Origin of the sequence: Thalassobium sp. R2A62 (assembly GCF_000161835.1) — a bacterium.
In the GTDB taxonomy this organism is placed as follows: Bacteria; Pseudomonadota; Alphaproteobacteria; order Rhodobacterales; family Rhodobacteraceae; genus Thalassobium.
Window position 1 is genome coordinate 3,082,113 of record NZ_GG697169.2, and the last position, 18,786, is coordinate 3,100,898.

An 18,786-nucleotide genomic window follows, 5' to 3' on the forward strand; every position below is an offset into this window, starting at 1 on the left:
CCACGTGGCAAAATGACCGAAGTGGGTTGAACGGAAGCAATGGGCCGCATTCAACGACGGTCTTTTCGTGAATATGAATAGAGGATGAGAACGCCAAGCTGAAGCGTCTGCTGGCCGACACGATGCTCGACAATGTTGTGTTGAAGGATTTGCTGGGAAAGAACTGACGACACCGAATGTGCGACAGGCTGCGGCACGCAAGGCAATGCGGGATTACGCATGCTTTGGGCCGTGAGTCACAGCCATAGTTTTTCTAGTTCCAACTATTACGGACCGTGGAGTGCGCAAACGGCGATCGTGCGAATGATCCTAGACGATAAGTTGAACCAAGCCGGCGACGCTTGCGGCCACTACCCCGTCTTGGATTAGTTTCTCCTTTGCGGCAGTCGAGAGAGTTTCACCCTTCAACATAGACTTAGCATTCGTTGCAAGTGTTACCATTGCGGCAACAGCCATACTGTCAATAACACCGGCCTCGGTACCTTGGTCGAGCTTTTGTAGTGCCAAGGCGGTGTCATCTGTGATCTCAGCATTGGTGAAACCTGTGTCCCCCCAATCTGGTGATGCAGCCGCAACTTCACTGGTCGTCAGGACTTCGATGTTTTCGTATTTTTGGTTATGTTCACGTACATAAGACGCATAGTTTGTTGCCTTGAGCTGAACCTCAGAAAAATCGCCTGTCACCGTATTGATAATTCGGACATCCGCTCCGGCGTGGTTCGTTTCATCGAAGAGCTCAACGATATATTCGTCCCCATCAAGGTTCTCGCGCTGCTGGAACGCAAGTTCATGGTAGATGCCTTTGACATTGTTCTTAAGCCCCGAAATTTGGTCTACGGATAACGATTGCACGTAGTCTGCCAACTCTGCTTCACTGGCATCGGTTAGTCTATTATTCGACCTACGCAACGCTTGAAGCACCAATTCCTCATCCTCGGAGAAAGCGGGCAAGGTATCTGACATGAGTTTCATTATGGTCGCAGAAACCACACCGGTGACCAGCGGGGCTGTCGCAGTTGCCTTCATGCTGGCAGGCACCTTTTTACCTTCGAACGTTGATAAGGCGTCAAAAAACGCGACTAGGTCCACCTTGCGACCTTCAAGTTTCATGCGCGGGATGTCCGGCCAGTCAGTGACTTTGGCTATGCAGATATCCAGCTGTTCGAGCACGTCATTCCTCAGGTGCTGTTGCAAGGTTTTAGCTGTGATCGGGTCCAAGACAGCATTTTGAGCGGTGCGTTCACGAAATGCGGTTGCCAGCATCAAACAGGTTTCAACAAATCGCATCTCCTGCGCATCTAAGGACTTTTTCTTGCGTCGTTTGCCTGTCCATTTGTTGATCAGTTTGCGAGATCCGAAGTATGCTAAAGCACCACCCGCCGCCGCCGCACCCAAAACAATCCATCCGCCTGTCGCAACGCTTCCACCAATCCATGCCAATGCGGCACTATTGAACGCAGCACCCGAAAGCGAAGAGATTACTGTTCCTGTACTGGCTGTTCCAAGAATGGAAGCGATGGAAAATAAACCAGCAGTCGTACCCGCTGCAGCAAGCTTTACAGAAAGGGCTCTGACGATCCTTGCCGAAGTCCCCTGTTTCTCGATGAGTAATGCATCGACAAGATTTTCTAAGGCCATCGCGCCTTTTTCGTAAAAGTTTTCCCGAGTATAGTCAGCGTGCCTCAGTTCAAACTCTGCATATTTTACGACAGCATGATCTTTGACGGCTTTGCCGCCTTTTGCAGCCAATTTTCCCGTTTTTCGTCCTACGGGTTTGGCGATCGCCCAACCTGTTTTTCCAGCAGTTTTTGTCAAAAATAACGCGGAGCGTCCTGTGGCCTTTGCTGCCCTTACAGACATCGAAGGTGTCTCAATTTTTTTCTTAACCAAAATTACTAATTCCTAAATACTTATGCTGCTGCGGAGTCATTCAGTGTTCTGACAATCTCCACAATTGTTTTGGCCTGTTCGCGGTTAAAGACGCCTGCAATCCCCTGGTCGTCTATATCTGTGAATGGGCTTTCGTAGAACGCGGCGGGTTCAACAATGCCGCCTTCCGTTAAGCTGTCGATAATGAGGTCAAGGAATTCGGTTTGGTCTGCACTAAGACGATGGAGCGATGTAAACCCGCCAAACGCGTCTTTCGCGGCCGCGCGATCTAGGCCAATTAACGACCTTAAGAAAGGTCCTAAGCCACCATCATCATCCAAGTTCTTCAATGTCTCTTGGTCAGTAACCCCTTCGCTTACAAGGATCGCTGAGAGTTCGTCTAAGTCCTGCTTTGTCAGTTGTTGTCCGAACTTAACCTTATTCAAGGTGATGTGGTCGCGATGTTCCTCAACAAACTTGCGAACTTTCATTTTGAAGCGGGCCTTATCCACGCCACTGCCAATATCCGGCATGACAATATCCGCACTTTCACCAATTTCGTCGATGAAGTCTGTAATGACTATTTTCCGCTCTTTTGGTTTTATGAGTTCGGCCAAACCACGAAGATGCCTGCGCACGTTCTCCAAAATCTCAACCGTGACGTCCTCCCAGAAAATGTCTGTCTGAAGTTCCAAGATTAGTTCAAGTTCATTTGCCACCAAGGGCACGTTCTCGAGTTCTTCTAGGGAAGATGCGAAACGAATGATGCGTTGTTGTAGGGAACTAAAACCGCCATCGTTTTGCAGCAGCCGCAGCTGGGCATTCAAGCAAAGCAAGTCGAATTGTTTTGCAGGTAGAGCACCATCTTCAAAAGCACTTGGAAGGCCCGCAACATCGTCGGTCAACGCCATGCGTGCTTCTAAAGTTAAATCTGACCAGCTGTCAGGTTTTTGGAACCTCTCGACGCTACGCCGCTTTGCTCGGACAATGAAATTATCAAGAGGCATGCCGTTCACTTCATCCTGAAGCCGTTGCTTGACTGAACGCACCAGATCTTCGTGTGGGTTGTCATCTTCTTGGGCCGCATCGAGCAGCTCTACCCGTGTCGCGAAAAGACGTTCACCCATCGGTTTGGTCCCAACGCCGTCCGTGAAGTTTGGGTTCTCACTGAAGAATTCCAAATTTTGGCAGAAATCGAAGATGACAAATTCGTCCTTATCTTCATCTGGGCCAAACAGATTAGGGCACAATCGAGTTCCACGCCCGACCATCTGCCAGAATTTCGTTTTTGAACGCACAACTTTGAAAAAGACCAGGTTCACAACTTCAGGAACATCGATACCGGTATCGAGCATGTCGACGGAAACGGCGATGTGCGGAGCCTTATCCTTTTCAGAAAAGTCATCGATTAGCGATTGCGTGTATGTCACGCTATAGTCGATAAGCTTGGCGAATTCGCCTTTGTAGTGCGGGTAGTTGGCATTAAATCGATCAATGATGAATTGAGCGTGCTTGTTACCCTTCGCAAAGATGATGGTCTTGCCAAGGCGATCTCCACCGTCAACTTTGATGCCGTTGCGCATCAAATGCTCAAGGACCTTGTCTACTGTATCCTCGTTAAAGAGCCACTTGTTAAGCTCTCCGCTTTCAACCCGATCTGGAACGTTGCCCTCTTCATCCCATTCTAGGGCATCCCATTCTTCCTGCTCGTCATCTGAAAGCTGATCATAAGCGATCCCCTCTCGTTGAAACTTCAGAGGGACAGAAATGGTCTTCGGCGGCACAAGAAAGCCATCACTGACGGCATCATCTAGGTCATAAGAGTCCGTCGGAATGCCTTTTTCCAAGCCAAACAATGAATAGGTATCTTTGTCGATTTCTTCACGTGGGGTGGCGGTCAAGCCAACCAGAAGGCAATCGAAATACTCAAAAATGGCGCGGTACTTACGATAAACGGAACGGTGGGCTTCATCGATGACGATCATGTCGAAGTGGCCGGGGCCAAATTGCTTTTGGCCGCCCTTCATCTGTTCGATCAACCCCATCATTGTTGGATAGGTCGACATACAGACACGCGCGCCGGAATGGTCGTTTTTCTTGGGGTCGTGACGTTCCAAAAGGTTGGCGCTTGGGGTCGCTGACAAATGTGTCTTGAACGCACCGTGGGCCTGTTTCACCAAGGCGATCCTGTCAGCCAAGAACAGCACGCGTTTCACACGGTTGGCGCGCATCAACTGGTCGATCAGTGCAATCACCGTACGGGTTTTGCCGCTGCCGGTGGCCATGACCAAAAGCGCCTTGCGTTGGGCATGTTTTTCAAACGCCTCACCCACACGGCGGATGGCGCGTTGTTGGTAGAAACGTCCGGCGATGTCTTCGTCGATTTTGACATCATCTAGTGGTTTCACATTGCCGCGCCGTTGATGCAGCAACTCCAACTCGGCCTTCTTCAAAAAGCCGGAGACCGGGCGCGGCGGATATTGCGCGTCATCCCACAACCAATGTTCATAGCCGTTGGTCGTGAACATCACAGGGCGGCGGCCATATTGGGCCTCTAGGCAGTCGGCATAAAGCTTGGCTTGCTGCTGGCCTGTGCGGCTGTCTTTCTTGGTGCGTTTGGCCTCGATCACGGCCAGTGGTTTGCCATCATCGCCCCACAGCACATAATCGACAAATCCGTCACCGCTTTGGTTGGGCATGCCCTTGACCGGAAATTCGCGATCACGGGTTTGGTCGAGTGGCCAACCCGCCTCGTGTAGCAGCAGATCAATGAACGCATCGCGGGTTTCGGCCTCGCCATAGTCGTGATCGTCTGGGATGGCTTGGTTGGCGTTCTTGGTCGCGGCCACTTCGGCCCGCAATTGCGCAAGCTCAGCCTCAACCGCCTTTAACCCGTCCTCGGATGACTTGCGGGCCTCCTCGGCGTCTGCCGCGCGTTTGTTGGCGGCTTTGACGTCGGCCTCGATGTTTTGGATCTGCGCTACGGTGCTGGCCGAGATGGTCAGGGATTTTTCCAGCTTGGCCAGATCAAACGTCAACGCAGGGTCGGGCTTGGGGCCTGTCGCGTAGGTGCGGGCGATCCAGTAGCAGACGTGGAACAGCTCGCGCACCGTGGCGGCGGCGTCTTTGGCGGTGAGGGGCTTGCCGCTGTCATGGGCGGCGCGGTTGCCCTGATCCTTGATGTATTTCGCCTTGGTGGTGATGGCGGGGCCGGTCAGGGCGGTTAGGCTGGGTTCTGCGATCAACGCGGCCAAGGTTTGATCATAGGGGTTACGCAAACTGCGGTCGCGGCGGTAGAGCCATTTGACGGCGGTTTCCAACGTCAACCGCGCCCAGAAACACGCGCCACGCGGATCGGACAAGGCCAGCTTTTCCGCCTTTTCGGCGTGCTGTTTCAGGTCGGGGAAATCGGTAGTGAGAAAGGCAAATTGGGTCATAAATAATTCCTGTATGCGCAGGAGGTTAGACGGGCGCGTGCCGCTTCTCAACCTTTGAGTGTGACGGGATCAAAGTTCCCCCCGAAACGCGCGGTGTTGGAGGGAGGCGAAGAGGGTTTCTTGGGTTGTTACGAGATTGCAGAGTTTTGATTTTTGTTTTTTTATTTCGCTGATCAGGCCTTCGAATGCCTCTTGCTGCTCTTTCGGAGGTAAAGGGAACTGAAGTTTTCTTAAGTCGCCCAAAGATACGAATTTCTGAGTTCCCCCACGTCCTTGAGTTTTGACAATGCGCTCCAAATAAACTCCAGACAACAACGTTTGAATAAAAGAGGCCTTAGGCGATCCTTCGACAAATTTGATCAACGCAACATTTTTGATTGCGAAGGCAGCTTCTTCTTCGATAACCACTGGAGAACCAATCGTTCCGATCATAGGCATTACGATGTCTCCCAAGTCCACTTTAGAACGTTTGTTGATCTTGAAGTAGTCTTCTTCAGAAATCGATTTGGCACCATCAAACGATAGCACCCCAGTCGAAAAGTTCTTTGATGTTAGTAGAGGGTAGCCTGTCTCGACATACTTAGGTGAGTCGTGTGTTCCATCTCGAACATCGCAGACCTCGCCAAGAGTAGCCAAGGAAAAGTTATGAGTGGGATCCCCAAACATCTCATGAAAGATCGCTTGTCCGAGGGTGTTCAACCTGTCGAGGGCGCGGGTGCGGAGGCGGCGGAGCGCGTCCGCTTGATCCAATATCCCCGCAATCCGCTTCTGCTCCTCCAACGGCGGGAGGGGGATTTTGATGCGCTCAAGGTCGGCCTTATTAAACCCCGCCTGTGCAGCGCGACCACCAAGATTGAGGATGAAGCTTTGAAATGCATTCGCGCGAAGAAAATGTGCGAAGTATGCTCTATCCAACCGTTCCAAATCGGGAATGGTCTTGACCAGCGCGACATTGTAAGCACCTTCAAGGCCGGACAGAATTTTTCCGAGTGAGGCCCCATACCGCGCAATCATAATGTCGTTTTTACTGCATTTTTTTAACGTCTGTTTGTCAGGAACAAACACTGCCTTCTTGTCGGTCTTAAAGTCTTGGATTTGCAGGAGACGGACGTAGCCGTCTGTTGGCTCGTCGATAAAGGTGCTTTTGGGTGGCTGCGTTCCTCCTTGGATATCGCAAACCTCCAGAAATGGCGCAAAATGGGCTGGCGTCATCCCAACATCCCCTCAAGCGTATCCAAGCCTTCGGCAATCTCGGCCTCAAGTTTACGCAGTTCGGCGATGATGTCGGCGGGGGCGTCATGATGCACCTCTTCGTGCTCGATCTCTTTGTAGCGGTTCAGGGACAGGTCCCATGATCCGGTGGCGATGATCTCGGATGCGGGCACCATAAAGCTTTGGGCAGTGCGGGGGCGCTCTGCCTCAACTTCCAACGCCTGCCAGCGTGTCAGAATGTCGGGCAGGTTGTTTTTGGCGTGCTCGTCTTCGCTCAGCGCGATCTTTGGCGTTGGGCCAAGTTTGGCGTCATCCAGCAATGGCGTGCGTTTGTCATCAAGGCTTTGCCCGTCCGCCTCCATATCATAGAACCATACGTCGTCGGTGCCGCCGACGCCGGTTTTGGTGAACACCACGATGGCGCAGGACACACCGGCATAGGGGCGGAACACGCCCGAGGGCATTTTGATGATCGCATCCAGTTTGTGATCCTCGACCAGCATTTTGCGGATGTCTTTGTGCGCCTTGGAGGATCCAAACAGCACCCCGTCCGGCACAACCACCGCCGCGCGTCCGCCTGTGCGCATCAGCCGCAAGAACAGCGCCATGAACAGGAGTTCGGTCTTTTTGGTTTTGACCATCTTGAGCAGGTCTTTGGACGTCGTGTCGTAATCCAGTGAGCCGGCAAAGGGCGGGTTGGCAAGGATCAGGGAATAGCGTCCCTCATCCGCGCCGTGTTCCTCGGCAAGGCTATCGCGGTAAGCCACATCAGGGTTTTCCACGCCGTGCAGTGTCATGTTCATCGCGCCGATCCGCAGCATGGTGCTGTCGAAGTCAAAGCCGTGGAACATATCGTTATGGAAATGCGCGCGTTGGTCTTTGTCGCGCAGCATCTTTGGGTGGTGGTCTCGCAGGTATTCCCCCGACTGGACCAGAAACCCGCAGGTGCCCGCGGCCGGATCGCAGATGGTATCCTGCGGTGTCGGCGCCATGAGGTTGACCATCAGGTTGATGATATGGCGCGGGGTGCGGAACTGGCCGTTTTGACCGGCGCTGGCGATCTTGCCGAGCATGTATTCAAACACGTCGCCCTTGGTGTCGCGGTCCTCCATCGGGATATCGTCAAGCAATTGCACGACCTTGGCCAGAAGGTTTGGATTGGAGAAGCCAAGCCGCGCGTCTTTCATGTGGGTGCCGTAGGACGATCCTTCCTCGCCCATCTGGCGCAAGAATGGGAAGACGTGTTCATCGACAATGCGCATCATCTCGCGGGCTTCGAAGTTCTTGAAGCGGGACCAGCGCAGATTGTCGTAAGGCTCGCCTTTGTCGTCGCTACCTTCGGGAAAGATGTTGCGTTGCATCGGTATGCCGAGGTCTTCGGATTTGCGTTCTTCGACAGTGTGCAGATCGTCAAGGCGTTTGATGAATAGTAGGAAGGTGAGCTGTTCGATAACGGATAGCGGGTTGGACACGCCACCCGACCAGAAGGCGTTCCAGATTTGGTCGATTTGTGTGCGAACGGTGCCGGTAATCATATGCTCTGCCTCTTATTGTTAGGCTGACGTTATCTGTGGGGTGGTTGGGCTGCAATTCGGTTTAATGGGTGCTGTGACGGTTCGATTGTGCCTGCTTAGAAAGTTCTAGGAAGGCGACGAAATTCCTTGATGCTTAGTCGCGCCATCAAGTCGCCGTTTTTTGCCGCCAGGCCGAAACATCGAAATTTTGTAAAGTACACTTATCATTTTTGGGGGGACATACCCCGGGGTGATAAGTGCGCTTTACATTTCACGGTGTCATATATGAGCTGTATCTCCCCAAACGTATGCCAAATCTCCAAAAGGGGCTACACTCGGAGGAGGTAAAAAACGCAACGCTTTGTGTCGGTTTTGAGGTCAGACTGCTAGGCTGCCTGCAAAGAGAAGGCGCGTGATGCCAATTTTGCCTGATCCGATATGATATGTCTTGAAGCAACTGGGTGTTGACCGCAAACAGCGGGAAAAGGTTCGCCGGCGCAACTGCAAAGCCGTTGCATAGTCCAGTAGCTTCCAAATCTCACGTCAGCAAAGTCAAATTTAGAAAAGCTTATGAAGCCGGCCCGTTGATAGCTTGCGGCCAACGTTTCAAGGTTCGTTGAGAAATTAATTTTCCGAAGAAATTTACCCGAATTCGCTTTCTAGTCCGAGCCGAGATGTTCTCCCTATCGGTGACATCGTTGGTCGAGCACACTCTCCCAATCCGATAGGGAGGCGTTTACTCAGCTGATCAATAGGCCGCAATTCCCAATCAAAATGTTGTGCCAACCTGTGTCGAACACGCCACGGTAGAGTGGCAGGCGGCAAAACGGTTGCGCGGATTCCCTTGTTACTCGGCGATCGTTCCTCCAAATCTTATCCCATGACAAACACAGCACATCATATCACTTCACGGCTCATACGAATAACCTAACCAGGTAATTTCGACGCATATTCTAGTGCGCCGGTTTCGTAAGAACTGTCCGAAAGCGATACTCGTGTTTTTTTCATTCTCATCATATCGATGGCCATCAATACGTGGTCAGTCTGCCTAAACTTCGCATCACTCCTTCGGTTGGCGGCGACGAATCGGAGCCCGACTGGCCCTGGATTCTGAGCGAAACCGAGAATGCCTGTTTGAGAAAAATTCTTGTGCGATTTTGGATGAGGGTTTTTCGCAAGCGGCAATCCGAACTGACGGGGTCGCCGGGGTCATAGATTTAGAAGTCTAAGATCCATAACCACAACCTATTGCGAGAATTCGCATGCGAAAATGGAACTCGTGAGCATCGTGTAGAGTGTTGAATTTAAAAGTAAAAATAGTTCACTAAGCATCGTTCGCACGCTATCGTTAACGCAACTTCTTGGTATGAGCCGAAACAACAAAAAGGAACGAATATGACCGAGCCCTAAAAAAGAAAAACGCGGCCTACATAAGCAAACCGCGACAATTCCTGAAAGACCGAAGCCTTCCTCTAAGCAAGGATTAGGTACCACGTATGAGGGCCCATTTCAAGGACATCGGTTTTTCAAAAAATCCTGATCTCGCTCCAAGTCATCGTTCGATGGCAACGGGGGAGGTGCGCCTGAAGCCGATTTCGCCGTCCATAAGGGACGTTTCGCGAACAAGCGGATGGCTGCCTGACGAGATCTTTCTTCTCAAGAATTTGGGGCGCGACCCCACTCAATAGAAAGACAGAAATATGTCCTATCCTTTCCACTCCGGCGGTACCCGCCTTCCTGAAGCAAGCCGTGGTGATCGTGACACCCAAGTTGGGTCAAAACGACATTTTACTGGTGGCGCCGTGATCGGTGGTGATCATGGTGTTCGCCTCGGTCTTGAAAGCCATCTCGAGAAAAATGCGGCTTTGCTACTGCTGGCAAGTTCCTCAACGCTTGACCTCACCGGGCAGGTTTCGTTCGTTTGGTATGATGAGCACGGTGAGTACCATACACATTACATCGACCTTGTGGCGACGCAGATTGATGGAGATGTTGTCGGCTATGCTGTCCGTCCAATGGGACGAGTAAGCACTGAGTATATCGCGAAACTCGCTCGTATCAAAGAGCAGGCTATCCACCAGTGTTTCTTGGATGATTTCGTACTGTTCACGGAACAAGACGTCTGTCCGGTAGAGCTGTTTAACGCTGAACTGATTCATGCCGTGCGCCGCCCGGATTGCTTTGCTGATCCCGTCATGCAGGATGTCGTTGGATCCTCTGTCGGCGTGACGACGATTGGTGACTTGGTTGATCAGTCAAGCCTTGATGGAATGGGCTTTCGGGCTGCAGTTCGTCTGATCAAATCTGGTCACCTAAAGATGGTTCGGCATGAACGTATCAAGCGTTCAACAGAGGTTTTCAGGGCCCGCGTGATCTGATTGCTTTCTTCGAGATCGGCTTATGACAACTGATCAAGGTCGATCTCATTTCTCAATCTCTAAAATCACTCAGGCGGCCATCGCCTGAGGTGTCTCCAGCCATGTGAATGAAGGTAAGTCTTATGCCACGCATCAAACTCGAGTTTTTTATGAACTCAGACAGAACTATCGCCGGTTATTGGCTGGCTCCAATCAGTGAAATCAAAGGAAATGCCAAGAAGTTTGCCCGCGTCGAAGTCGATGATTGGGTCTTAGATTTGAAGGCATCTCAGTCGGTAAATTCCTATTTCAAGAAACCACTAAAATTACCACAGCGCCTTTCACGGCGTCCATATTCCGCGGCGCTAAGCCGTCCAACTTCCTGAAAGGAAACTCTTATGGATCTCTCAAACCCTACACAATTCTCTCAGAACGCCCGCCTGGCTATCTCCAAATTTGATCGCGTTACGATCGAGGGTGTTGGTTACCGCTTTCATCAAGAAACTGAAGTTGGCTTTGTCTTCCTCCGCGATGATGAAACCCAGTTGGCACATCAGTTCAGCCATGAGGACATGCAGCGTTTGACCAATGCGCATCGTGTCCGTGTGGAACGTGGCTATTTTGACCCCGAGTTTGCGGCGAAACGTCAGTTGCATGCAAGTACCGCCTACGGTGGCCTATCGGCTGGCGTAAAAACGCGCTTGAGCAAGAGAGAGGCATACACTCAGGCCGCATATGAAATGCGTAATGAAGGCCTGATGAGTTTTACAGATGTGTCTATTAAAGCGAACGTTGACCGGCTTATGGGGCGGGCTATGGGATTGGTAGATAACCTAAATCCAAGCGGGAATGCAAAGCTTCCGAAGACAGAAGATTTCAGCAAGCCACCAGCCGCTCGGACACTGCGCCGTTGGCTTGCCGCAGTGAATGAATTTGGTCGTAGCGGTTTGGTTGATCGGATTGATAGCCGGGGTAATCGGGCAAGTAATTTAGGGCCAGAGGCGTCGGGTCTGATGATGAAGGAGGTGCGTAAATACCTTTCGCTCGAAAGGCCGTCGATCGAGCAGGTTCATGAAGAGGTTGTATTGGGTTTCGAGAAACGCAATGAAGAGCGAAAAGTAAAGAGCCTGCACCCTCTGACCGTTCCGAGCCGTGAAACTGTCCGCCGAGCGATCCGAGCTCTTGATCCTTACCAGGTTGAATTGGCACGCAATGGTGAGGCCGCTGCGCGCAAAAAATTCCGGCCGGTCATGACTGGCATTTCGGTGACGCGTCCACTGGAGCGGGTGGAAATCGACGAATGGACCGTGGACGTCATCACTTTCATGCAAAGCACCGGCATGTACGCATTGATGTCAGACGAAGATAAGAAGTCGTTGGGGCTCTACGTTGAAGACGAACAAGACTTGGATGATCGCAAATTGCGCAAGAAATTTGGGCGCTGGACCCTGACAGCTGCGATCTGTTGCGCGACACGTTGCATTGTCGGGATGGTCTTGAGCCGCAATCCTGGAAGTGAGGCGGCAGTTCAACTGTTGGAGATGATCACGACCAACAAGGGTGCGTGGAGCGATGCCGTCGGGGCGCTGACTTCTTGGGATATGCACGGCACCCCAGAATTGATTGTTTTCGACGGTGGGCCCGCCTTTAAATCGCAACGATTTCGTATGGCCGTCAATGATCTTGGGGTCATTTGGGAAATGGCTATGAATGGCGTCCCTGAAAACCGTGGTACAATCGAGCGTGTATTTAGAACTTTTGCCACTGACTTTGCGCCACGACTGTCGGGCCATACTTTCAATAGCATCGTGGAAAAAGGTGATGCTGACCCCGAGGCGCGCGCTGCCCTAACCTTGGATGATTTCACCTTCGCACTGATCCGCTGGGTGACGGACATCTACCACAACACGCCGCACGGCGGGTTGAACGGTGAGACGCCAGTAAAGGCATGGCGTCGTCTATCGCAGGAATATGGCGTGCCGTCTTCTCCAGATATGGAAATGATGCGTCTGTGTTTTGGTCAAGAACGGGAGTACGTTCTCGAAAAGACTGGGATCACAATCTTGGGTGTACGGTACCAGTCAGAAGCGCTCCACCAGCATATGCTCCGGAAAAAACCGCATAAGGTTGATGTGCGCTGGCACCCTAAAGACATCGGCGCGATCTCGGTGCGGATCGGGAAGGCATGGTTTGAGATTCCTGCTTTGGATAGCACTCTGGACGGTGTCGCAGCGCAAACGTGGTTGACTGCAGTGCGTCATACAAAGTCGGCGAACCCAAAGGCGAACCGTATGGACAGCTTAGCTGTGCGGGAGGCGATCAAGGCGATTTCTGAACGCAATGAGCAGGCCAAGTTGGCATCCAGCCTGAATCTTCAGGATTGGTCCGAAGAGCGTATGGCACTGGCGGAGAAAAATCTGCTGGCCGGCATCGAGTTCTTTGAGCGCAAAGAGCCTACACAACTGAAGGGCACATTGGGGAGCGAGATTCCGACTGTCGAGGAACTGACAGGTGCGCCTATGCAAGCTCGCCCCACCAAGAAGGGCAAATCTTTTGCGTCGTCTGATCTGCCCAAGAAACCATCCAACTTTACAGTCGAGGAGGACTAATCATGAAGGATTTCGTATCAAAAGAGGCGGCGTTGGACGCAGTGCGAGACCTTCACATTGGACTTGATTTGGATGGCGAGGCAGCAATGCATGTCAAGCGGCTTCTGGGGCGGGATGAGGAGGGGAGATTACTTCCCCAAGCGCGCCGGTTAACGCGGACCGGTGAGACCCGCGGGATGATGTTGGTCGGTGCGCCCGGTAGTGGCAAATCCCACCTCATGGATCGCACATTGAGCAAGATGGGCGAGGTGCTCGAGCGCTCTGTCGACACGCGCCCGGTGATTGCTTGTCCAGTTCCGAGTCCTGCTACTTTCAAGAGTATGGTGTTGGCCCTGCTGGAAGAGTCGGGATTTGAGGGCGCGAACCCTCGTCAGGAAGCCTGGTCCCTTTGGCAGATGTTCCGACACAGGATCGGCATGTTGGAGACCGCGTTGGTTTGGATTGATGAGGCGCAGGATCTCTTTTGCGCTGACCGGAGGCTTATCCTGCGCGCCTTGAAGTCGCTCATGCAAGGCGACAATGCTGTCGCTGTCGTTTTGTCTGGCACTGAAGAATTGGCTGAAGTTATCCGTTCTGATGCCCAGGTGAAGCGCCGCTTTACGGCGATGGGTCTACCGGAGATGGTCGAAACCGTTCATGGCGACATGTATCGTGCTGTTTTAGCTGACTATTGCGGCCGAGTCGGGTTGGAGCCACCTGTTGAGTCAGACTTGATCGGTCGTATTTTCCATGGCGCGCGATATCGCTTTGGACGGGCTATCGAACTGTTGTTGTTGGCTATGGAATTCGCGATTGAGCAGGATGATGAATATCTGACCATCGATCACTTCGCGTCGGCTTATGCGATGAACGAGGCCTGTCCAGCGTCGGAAAATGTCTTCTATGCAGACAACTATCATGTCTTGGATCCCGATGCTGGTGATGACGCGCCAATGCCGCGATCGCGCCGGAAACGGAAAGGATGAACGCTATGGCAGCTCTATTCCCAGATCTTCCGTTTCAGCATGACGAAACGCCCATGTCATGGGCAGCACGACTAGCGGCCTTCCATACGGGAGGCCGCGTTCTGCCGTTTCTAAATGCTATGAGTATCCCAGCTGCAGATCTTGCAACGGGCAAACCTGAGGCTGTTGAGCGATTGTGCCAGATCACCGGTTAGGACCCGGAACCTGTCTTGGTAAACACGATTATGGCTATGGGCGAGCGCCGTTACAGTCTTCGCGGGTGCGAGTTTTCTGCGGAGTTCACTACTGGTATTGTGACGCGGTTTTGCCCGTTTTGCCTCGCAGAAGATCGCGATGGGCAGGCTTGGCCAAACGCAGCTATGCGGCATCGTTTACTCTGGCGTCTTTCGCCCGTGCGGACTTGTCGAAAGCACAATATCCCTTTGATCAATGTACGCATGGGCAAGTGGACCGACATGCTTCACGAGGTTCAAGCGATGAATGATGCTGTGACAGCTGGTTGCGTTTCGGCACAGAAGCTTCCTTCGCGGATTCCATCGCCGCTTCAAGAGTACGCCGAAGGACGTCTGGAGGGTCAGGCGGGACCTGCCTGGCTAGACGGGCAAGGTATTGATCAAGCCTGCCGCGCCGTGCACATACTTGGTGGCCTGATGACATATGGTTCAGCGCAAAGGGCAGCTGAAATGACGGAAGATATGTGGGACGAAGCGGGCCGCACTGGTTGGCCTGTTGTGCGCGATGGAGAAGATGCAATCCGTGAAATTATCAGCACACAGCTCCTGAGTGCGATCAAAAAGAACGGGCACCCGAGTCCAAGGAACGCATTCGGCATGCTCTATGGCTGGTTATTCGCCAGTAAGCTGTCAAAAGATCCAGGACCCATTCGTGACATCGTGCGCGACGTCATCGTCGACAATGTGCCATTGGTGCCGGGGCAGATGCTCTTGGGCAAGCAGATCACCACACCGCGCTTTGCCAGCATCACGTCTATTGCGAAGGCTGAGCACCTTCATTCAAAGACGTTGACGAAAATTCTGGAGCTGGCTGGCGTTATTAATGAAACGGAGCCGTTGAAAGGCGCTCCCAATGTTGTCGCCGATTACGCTAAAGCGAAACCTCTTATTGAACGTGCGAAACACGCAACACCTGTCACCCGGGTCCCAGACATGTTGTCCGCATCTCGGCCGTTGGTTGCTGCTTTGATTGAGCTGGGCCAGTTGCGCAGAATACAGGATCACGACGAACTCAAAAGTAAGGTTGGAAAAGCGATCGATGGGAGGTCGATCGATGAGGTTTTGAAGTTCATCGAAGGGCGATTTGAGGTCTTGGATGTCATACCTGTAGGGCATGTGCATTTGGCGAAGGCGGCCGAGAAAACTAGAGTTACCTTGCTGGCAATCCTAGAGCTTTTGTTCGGTCAGCACTTGAAGAATGTGTATCGATTAAAGGATCATCATGGGTTTGAGGCAGTAATGGTTTCGCCGACCGAGATCATGAAATGTATCGAAGATCCTCCCGACAATGCCTCGGATGAGATTCGATTTTGGATGGGCTGACTGCTATTTTGCTTGTTTATCCACATCTAATTTTCACAATGCTGCCTTCGGGTGGCATTTTTTTTGAAATTTTCGATGGTCATTTGATATGTGTAAATGGTCATTTTGGCCGCCGGTGGATGAAATTTTCTCAATGAAATCAATGGGCCCGTATTGCGGAATGGCCAAGTTATGGTGTGTCGGACGACTGCGAATATCGCCGACTAGCCTTGGTTAATGTGCTCGCCCTATGAGGGGGGCGCCGGGGGGGCATAGATTGGGGAATATAATGCGCGCATTCGCGTTCACCACATTGGCCGCCCTCGGCCTCGTGACAGGATTTCAAGCAACGCCAGCGATGGCACAGGACCGCGATGTTCTGGGCTACGGGCGTTTGTTCACAAACGACTATTTCGGTGACAACAAAGACCGCTGGCGCACAGGATCATATGTCCTGAGCCAAGTGCGAGGTTACGAATGGAATGGCGCTCGGCCAGACACATTTGGCGCTATCATTGAATACCGCTTCCGCAGCGAGATCATCGCGCCGTCCAGGCTGAGCCAACGTGCGCCGGATGACCGTCAATACGCGGGCATGTTCTCGTTCGGCATCCACACCCATTTCGAAGAGTTTGGCGCAGAGTTCTCAATCGGTGTTGATCTGGTCGCAGTTGGTCCTCAAACTGGCTTGGGCGGCTTTCAAGAAAGCGTACACCGCTTGATCGGCGCAAAGATCCCTGAGGTTCTGGACGATCAAATCGAAGACGGTTTTCATTTGAGCGGCACAATCGAAGTCGCCAAGAGCTATACGTTTGGCCCCGCAATGGTGCGTCCATTTATCGAAGTTTCTGCCGGTGTTGAAGACATCGCGCGCATCGGTTTTGACGCATTTTTTGGCCCCGTCGGGCGTGATGATTTGCTGCTGCGAGACGTCACAACTGGCCAGTTGTACCGCGGGACAGACAATAGCGTGACAGGCTTCTCTTTTGTGGTTGGCGCTGACTACGTGGCGGTCGGCGATAGCGTCTTTTTGCCAAATGACACAGGTCCTGCGGCAAAAGAGCAACGCAGCCGTGGACGGGCGGGCCTACATTGGCAAATGGCCGAAGATACGTCTTTTTTCTATGGTGTGACCTACCTTTCAGAAGAGTTTGAAGGCCAAAGCGAAGGCCAGTTTCTGGGCTCGCTCAAGCTGAATTTCAACTTTTGATCAGAAGGCTATCGTAGGGTCTTGATCGGCGCGAATAAGCTCGGTTAAACACAACCAATAATAAATCCGCGCAAAGACGTGGGAACAAAGAGGCAGGCAAGCAGTAATGGAAACGGGCTTTGAGGGCGCGTTTGTCATTTCCTGGTCGCAGACGGAGTTGGACGGCCTTTGGGCTGCACCAATATCATCCTTACGGACGGGCGCGGTATGGCGTTGGACCGGAGAGGCCGTGCGCGTGGATGGTCCACGCGAGGTGCTCAAACTGAGCTCCGCGATTGGAGAGGCAGACTTACGCAGACGCGCCGCGCGCACCTTGAAACGGCTGATTGGGGCCGTAGACGGATGTGACGTAGACGCATTGATCGAAAAGGCTGAGGCGGATCCAGATTCCGCCCTGTTTTTTGACGCTAGTTTTACAGTAACGGACGGCCGAGGCACATGGACCGTGACGCTGATTGAACGCCCTACGGGCGGACGACCATTGTTGATGTTCCACGACGCAATTCCGCCGCGAGAGGCCGAACTGTGGGTCGTGAACCAAGCGATCGACATGACCGCATGGCAAAATGAAGTCGCCAACGCAGGTGGCGTCATCTGCTTTACTCCAGGCACTATGATTCAGTGCGAGGACGGCCCGCGTCTTGTCGACGAAATCGACGAAGGGGTCAAAATCCAGACCAAAGACAACGGGTGCCAAGAGGTGCTGTGGATGGGTCGCCGCCGGATCACCGGTGCGCGCCTTCATGCGATGCCCCGTTTTGCACCGGTTCGTTTGGTCCAAACTGCGTTGGGCGATGACATCCCTGACCAAGGTTTGCTGGTGTCGCCAGATCACCGCATCATCGTGCGGGGGCCCAAAGCGCGGTCTTTGTTCAATGCAGACGAGGTGCTGGTCGCGGCAAGCGATCTTGTGAACGAAGAAACGGTGTTCATTGATCATTCCGTCCGCGAAGTGACCTATATCCACATGCTGCTCGAAGAGCATCAGGTTGTGTTCGCCAACGGCGTAGAAACCGAGAGCTTTCACCCAGCAAGTGGATCACTCAGCACGATCACGCCGCAAGAGCGTGAACGTCTTGTCGCGCAAATGCCCCAAGTGGTGGAAGATGCGACGTCATATGGCACCTATGCGCGCCGGTCGTTGTCAGCGTCCGAGGCGGCAATCTTGCGTCACGACGTCGCCTGATCCGATTGCGCGCCTTTCGGCGCATTCTGTTATTAGTCCGCCCCTCATCGGGCGGGCTTTTTTTCATGACAAAACGTGGGTTTGAATCGGCTGTTAGCTGTTGACTCGTGGGGTTGGTCGTTTATACGCCGCCTTTCAATGGTGTTGGTGGTCCTCGCAAGAGGGTCCCTGTCGGGGTTTCGGCCCAGAGGACAACGCCCTTCATAGCCACCTCGTGTGGCTCCCTAAGAAGGAGAACAGCCGTGACAAAACGCACGTCTGCCAAGCACAAAATTGACCGCCGTATGGGCGAAAACATCTGGGGCCGTCCAAAATCCCCAGTGAACCGCCGCGAATACGGCCCCGGCCAGCACGGCCAGCGCCGCAAGGGCAAACTGTCTGACTTTGGTACACAGCTGCGCGCTAAGCAAAAGCTCAAGGGTTATTACGGTGATCTGACAGAGAAGCAGTTCCGTCGGATCTATGCCGAAGCTGAGCGTGTAAAAGGCGATACAGGTGAAAACCTTATTGGTCTGCTCGAGCGCCGTCTCGACGCGGTTGTTTACCGTGCCAAGTTCGTTCCAACCGTTTTCGCTGCACGTCAGTTCGTGAACCACGGCCACGTCAAAGTGAACGGCAAAAAAGTGAACATCCCATCCTACCGCGTCAAAGAAGGCGACGTGATCGAGGTGCGTGATCGTTCCAAGCAGTTGGCTGTTGTCCTCGAGGCCGTTCAGTTGGCCGAGCGTGACGTTCCTGACTACGTTGATGCGGATCATTCGAAAATGACTGCAACCTTTGTGCGCACTCCTGGTTTGGGCGATGTTCCATATCCCGTGATGATGGAGCCCAACCTCGTCGTGGAATTCTACGCCAAGAACTAATCTTGGCAGACACACATTCCAAAAGGCCG

Annotated in this window: 13 protein-coding genes and 2 pseudogenes; 11 read left to right on the forward strand and 4 right to left on the reverse strand. The window is 52.8% G+C overall.

Annotated features, from left to right (window positions below):
- Window positions 1-77: 77 nt before the first annotated feature.
- Window positions 78-217: pseudogene (locus tag TR2A62_RS18580) on the forward strand (IS3 family transposase); the annotation flags it as partial.
- Between the two features lie 92 nt (window positions 218-309).
- On the opposite strand, the gene TR2A62_RS15370 reads toward TR2A62_RS18580, so the two are convergent.
- The 4 genes from TR2A62_RS15370 to TR2A62_RS15390 form a co-directional block, all read right to left on the reverse strand.
- Window positions 310-1,890 carry a hypothetical protein gene (locus tag TR2A62_RS15370; RefSeq protein WP_009157445.1) on the reverse strand — a complete coding sequence of 527 codons (1,581 nt, stop codon included), beginning with the start codon at window positions 1,888-1,890 and terminating at the stop codon, window positions 310-312.
- Between the two features lie 20 nt (window positions 1,891-1,910).
- Window positions 1,911-5,306 carry a DEAD/DEAH box helicase family protein gene (locus TR2A62_RS15375; RefSeq protein ID WP_009160116.1) on the reverse strand — a complete coding sequence of 1,132 codons (3,396 nt, stop codon included), beginning with the start codon at window positions 5,304-5,306 and terminating at the stop codon, window positions 1,911-1,913.
- A 69-nt stretch (window positions 5,307-5,375) separates the two neighbouring features.
- On the reverse strand, window positions 5,376-6,518 hold the full coding sequence (locus tag TR2A62_RS15380) for a restriction endonuclease subunit S (protein ID WP_009159006.1): 1,143 nt from the start codon (window positions 6,516-6,518) through the stop codon (window positions 5,376-5,378).
- Window positions 6,515-8,053, reverse strand: a complete 1,539-nt coding sequence (locus TR2A62_RS15390) for a class I SAM-dependent DNA methyltransferase (protein WP_009157973.1) — start codon at window positions 8,051-8,053, stop codon at window positions 6,515-6,517. Before TR2A62_RS15390 ends, TR2A62_RS15380 begins: the two co-directional genes overlap by 4 nt.
- Before the next feature lie 1,679 nt (window positions 8,054-9,732).
- Here TR2A62_RS15390 and TR2A62_RS15395 point away from each other — a divergent pair.
- From TR2A62_RS15395 to rpsD, 10 genes and pseudogenes are all read left to right on the forward strand, one after another.
- On the forward strand, window positions 9,733-10,410 hold the full coding sequence (locus tag TR2A62_RS15395; RefSeq protein ID WP_009157933.1) for a hypothetical protein: 678 nt from the start codon (window positions 9,733-9,735) through the stop codon (window positions 10,408-10,410).
- A 122-nt stretch (window positions 10,411-10,532) separates the two neighbouring features.
- Window positions 10,533-10,775 carry a hypothetical protein gene (locus tag TR2A62_RS15400; RefSeq protein WP_009160811.1) on the forward strand — a complete coding sequence of 81 codons (243 nt, stop codon included), beginning with the start codon at window positions 10,533-10,535 and terminating at the stop codon, window positions 10,773-10,775.
- Between the two features lie 12 nt (window positions 10,776-10,787).
- Window positions 10,788-12,998, forward strand: a complete 2,211-nt coding sequence (locus tag TR2A62_RS15405; protein ID WP_009159380.1) for a Mu transposase C-terminal domain-containing protein — start codon at window positions 10,788-10,790, stop codon at window positions 12,996-12,998.
- Window positions 12,999-13,084: 86 nt separating this feature from the next.
- Window positions 13,085-13,963, forward strand: a complete 879-nt coding sequence (locus TR2A62_RS15410) for a TniB family NTP-binding protein (RefSeq protein ID WP_223296171.1) — start codon at window positions 13,085-13,087, stop codon at window positions 13,961-13,963.
- A gap of 5 nt (window positions 13,964-13,968) precedes the next feature.
- Window positions 13,969-14,157 carry a hypothetical protein gene (locus TR2A62_RS15415; protein WP_009157356.1) on the forward strand — a complete coding sequence of 63 codons (189 nt, stop codon included), beginning with the start codon at window positions 13,969-13,971 and terminating at the stop codon, window positions 14,155-14,157.
- Between the two features lie 36 nt (window positions 14,158-14,193).
- Window positions 14,194-14,376: pseudogene (locus tag TR2A62_RS19240) on the forward strand (TniQ family protein); the annotation flags it as partial.
- 24 nt (window positions 14,377-14,400) lie between these two features.
- A complete protein-coding gene (locus TR2A62_RS15420) occupies window positions 14,401-15,519 on the forward strand; it encodes a hypothetical protein (protein WP_223296175.1) in 1,119 nt (372 codons plus the stop codon).
- A 268-nt stretch (window positions 15,520-15,787) separates the two neighbouring features.
- A complete protein-coding gene (locus TR2A62_RS15425; protein WP_009159974.1) occupies window positions 15,788-16,708 on the forward strand; it encodes a lipid A-modifier LpxR family protein in 921 nt (306 codons plus the stop codon).
- Window positions 16,709-16,814: 106 nt separating this feature from the next.
- Window positions 16,815-17,894: a Hint domain-containing protein gene (locus TR2A62_RS15430; RefSeq protein WP_040820852.1), complete on the forward strand. Its 1,080-nt coding sequence runs from the start codon at window positions 16,815-16,817 to the stop codon at window positions 17,892-17,894.
- Window positions 17,895-18,136: 242 nt separating this feature from the next.
- The gene (gene rpsD, locus TR2A62_RS15435) at window positions 18,137-18,757 is read left to right on the forward strand and encodes a 30S ribosomal protein S4 (RefSeq protein WP_009157792.1); all 621 of its coding nucleotides are present in this window, start codon (window positions 18,137-18,139) and stop codon (window positions 18,755-18,757) included.
- The last annotated feature ends 29 nt before the right edge of the window (window positions 18,758-18,786 follow it).